The sequence below is a fragment of the Streptomyces africanus genome (assembly GCF_002150735.1).
GTDB classification, from domain to species: domain Bacteria; phylum Actinomycetota; class Actinomycetes; order Streptomycetales; family Streptomycetaceae; genus Streptomyces; species Streptomyces africanus.
Genome location: NZ_MUKA01000561.1, coordinates 1 through 3,316, shown reverse-complemented (window position 1 = coordinate 3,316; position 3,316 = coordinate 1). Strand labels below are relative to the sequence as shown.

Below are 3,316 nucleotides of genomic sequence, written 5' to 3'. Positions count from 1 at the left end.
CGGTCTCGCGGTTGCGGCCGAACGCGATCATCGGCCGCAACCGCGAGACCGGCGAGATCGCCCTGATCGTCGTCGGCGCGTTCCTCGGCATGATGTGCGGGCTCCTCGTCCCCGTGCTGTCCCTGCGCATCGTGCTGCTCGCCGGATTCCCGATGCTCGCGCTGGCCGCCGTGTACGTGCCGTACAAGCACCGCACGTTCTACAAGTGGTTCGAGATCAACCGCAGCTACAAGCGCACCCTGAAGCAGGGCACCACCTACCGCTCCTCCGTCATCGAGGCCGGCACCCGGCTCGACGGCCGCGAGGTCGAGGTCGGACCGCCCCCGGGCATCGGCCGCATCACCTGGCTGGCCGCCCCCTTCGGCCCCGACGAGATCGCCGTCCTGCTGCACGCCGACCGCAAGACCGTCACCGCCGCCATCGAGATCGAGGGCCCCGGCGTCGGCCTGCGCGACTCCGAGGACCAGGAGGCCCTCGTCGACCGCTTCGGCACCCTGCTCAAGCACGTGGCCAACGGCGACGGCTTCGTCACCCGCCTCCAGATGCTCGCCCGCACCCTCCCCGCCGACCCGGACGCCCACGCCAAGGACGTCGCCATCCGCGGCGACGACAAGGCACCGCCGTGGCTCCAGCAGTCCTACGACCAGCTGCAGTCCATGGTGTCCACCAGCAGCGAGCAGCACCGCGCCTACCTCGTCGCCTGCATGCACTACACCCGCGACCTCGCCGCCGAGGCCAACGCCATGGCCCGCGCGGCCCGCGCCCACGGCGGCAAGGTCGACCGCGACGCCGGACTCGCCGTCGTCATGGCCCGCGAGCTCACCGACATCTGCTCCCGCCTCCAGGAGGCCGACATCCGCGTCCGGCAGCCGCTCGGCCAGAGCAGACTGTCCTCGCTGATCCACTCCATGTACGACCCGGACCACCCGATCGACCACATCCAGGCGATGACGAAACGTAATGCCTGGCCCGCCGAGCTGGACGCCATGGAGCCCACCTACCTCCAGGCCAAGACCCGCGAGTCCTCCACCCGCGCCCCCTGGTGCCACGCCACGGCCTGGGTGAAGGAATGGCCGATGACCCCCGTCGGCGTCAACTTCCTCGCCCCGCTGCTCGTCCACACCCCGGACGTCATCCGCACGGTGGCCGTCACCATGGACCTCGAACCCACCGAGGTCGCCATCGAACGCATGCTCACGGAGAAGACCAACGACGAGGCCGAGGCGTCCCGCGCCGCCAAGATGAACCGCACCGTCGACCCGCGCGACGTGGCCGCCCACTCCCGGCTCGACCAGCGCGGCGAGGACCTCGCCAGCGGCGCCGCCGGAGTGAACCTCGTCGGCTACATCACCGTCTCCTCGCGCTCCCCCGAGGCCCTCGCCCGCGACAAGCGCACGATAAGGGCCTCGGCCGGAAAGTCGTACCTGAAGCTGGAATGGTGCGACCGCGAACACCACCGCGCCTTCGTGAACACCCTTCCCTTCGCCACCGGCATTCGGAGGTAGGACCTGATGCGGGACCCGCTGTCCGTCCTCACCGACGCCTTCACGTCCTTCCTCTTCGGGAAGGTCGAGACGACCCGGCTCCCGGTGCGCACGTCCACGGGCCAGGCCCAGGCGGTCTACCTCCCGACCGCCGCCCCCGGCCTCGGCGACTCCGGCGTCATCATCGGCCGCGAGGTGTACTCCGGCAAGGGCTACATCTACGACCCCTTCCAGCTCTACGGCCAGCAGCTCCCCGCCCCCCACTGGCTGGTCCTCGGCGAGTCCGGCAACGGCAAGTCGGCGCTGGAGAAGACGTACGTCCTGCGCCAGCTCCGCTTCCGCGACCGCCAGGTCGTCGTCCTGGACGCCCAGGGCGAGGACGGCGTCGGCGAGTGGAACCTCATCGCCCAGGAGCTGGGGATAACCCCCATCCGCCTGGACCCGATGGCCGCCCTGGACATGGGCATCCGCCTCAACCCGCTCGACCCCGCGATCACCACAACGGGCCAGCTCGCGCTGCTCCGCACGATCATCGAGGTCGCGATGGGCCACGGCCTGGACGAACGCTCCGGCTTCGCCCTGAAGGTCGCGCACGCCTACGTCAACGAGACCATCGTCGACCGCCAGCCGGTCCTCACCGACATCGTCGAGCAGCTACGCCACCCCGAGCCCGAGTCCGCCGAGGCGATGAACGTCGCCATAGACGACGTACGGGCCTGGGGCCTGGACGTCGCCCTGGTCCTGGACCGTCTCGTCGACGGTGACCTGCGCGGCATGTTCGACGGCCCGACGACGGTCGGCATCGACCTCGACGCCCCGCTCATCGTCTTCGACCTGTCCCACATCGACCGCAACTCCATCGCCATGCCCATCCTCATGGCGATCGTCGGCGTGTGGCTGGAGCACACCTGGATCCGCCCCGACCGGAAGAAGCGCATCTTCCTGGTCGAGGAGGCCTGGCACATCATCAACAGCCCCTTCGTCGCCCAGCTGTTCCAGCGCCTGCTGAAGTTCGGCCGGCGACTGGGCCTGTCGTTCGTCGCGGTCGTCCACCACCTGTCCGACGTCGTCGACGGCGCGGCGGCGAAGGAGGCCGCGGCCATCCTGAAAATGGCCTCGACAAGGACGATCTACGCCCAGAAAGCCGACGAGGCAAGGGCCACGGGCAGAGTCCTCGGCCTGCCCCGCTGGGCCGTCGAGATCATCCCCACCCTCACCCCCGGCATCGCCGTCTGGGACGTCAACGGCAATGTCCAGGTCGTCAAACACCTGATCACGGAGACCGAACGCCCCCTGGTCTTCACCGACCGCGCGATGACCGAGTCCTCCGCCGACCTCGAGGACGACGCCCTGCGCGCCGCCGAACTCGAGGCGGAGGAACGGGCGGCGGCCTTCGTGGAGCACCATCTGGGCGACTCCGAATCGACGGTGGCGTAGGGGGAGGACACGTGAGACCGGACGACCGCCGCAGCCGGCACGACAGCCAGGGAGGCATCCCCGACGGCCTGCTGGTCGGCATACTCGCGTTCCTCCTCGGCATGACCCTGCTGGTGTGGACGGCCACCGGCCTCGCCGCCCTGTTCGCCCACGGCTCCTGGCCGTCCGGCGTCACCTTCACCCGCACGCCCCTGGCCATGCGCGGCCTCATCGCCCAGCCCCACGACATCCCCGGCGCCTGGCCCGACACGCCCCCCGCCGAACTCTCGGGCTACGGCCTGTTCTGGGGCCTGTTCATCGGCCAGCTGATGATCCTGATCGTCCTGACGGTGTTCGTGATGGGCACCCTGGCCAGATGGCGGGCGGTCCGGGCGAGGCGCCGGGGATGTCGTGGG

Annotated in this window: 2 protein-coding genes and 1 pseudogene; all 3 read left to right on the top strand. The window is 70.1% G+C overall.

The annotated features are described in order from the left end of the window. Positions 1-1,505, top strand: a 1,505-nt coding sequence (locus CCL05_RS42080; protein ID WP_425275993.1) for an SCO6880 family protein, incomplete at its 5' end; no start/stop codon positions are given. 6 nt (positions 1,506-1,511) lie between these two features. Beyond that, positions 1,512-2,921, top strand: coding sequence for an ATP-binding protein (locus tag CCL05_RS42075; RefSeq protein WP_086565797.1), 1,410 nt, complete (start codon positions 1,512-1,514; stop codon positions 2,919-2,921). Between the two features lie 11 nt (positions 2,922-2,932). Then, positions 2,933-3,316: pseudogene (locus CCL05_RS42070) on the top strand (type VI secretion protein); the annotation flags it as partial.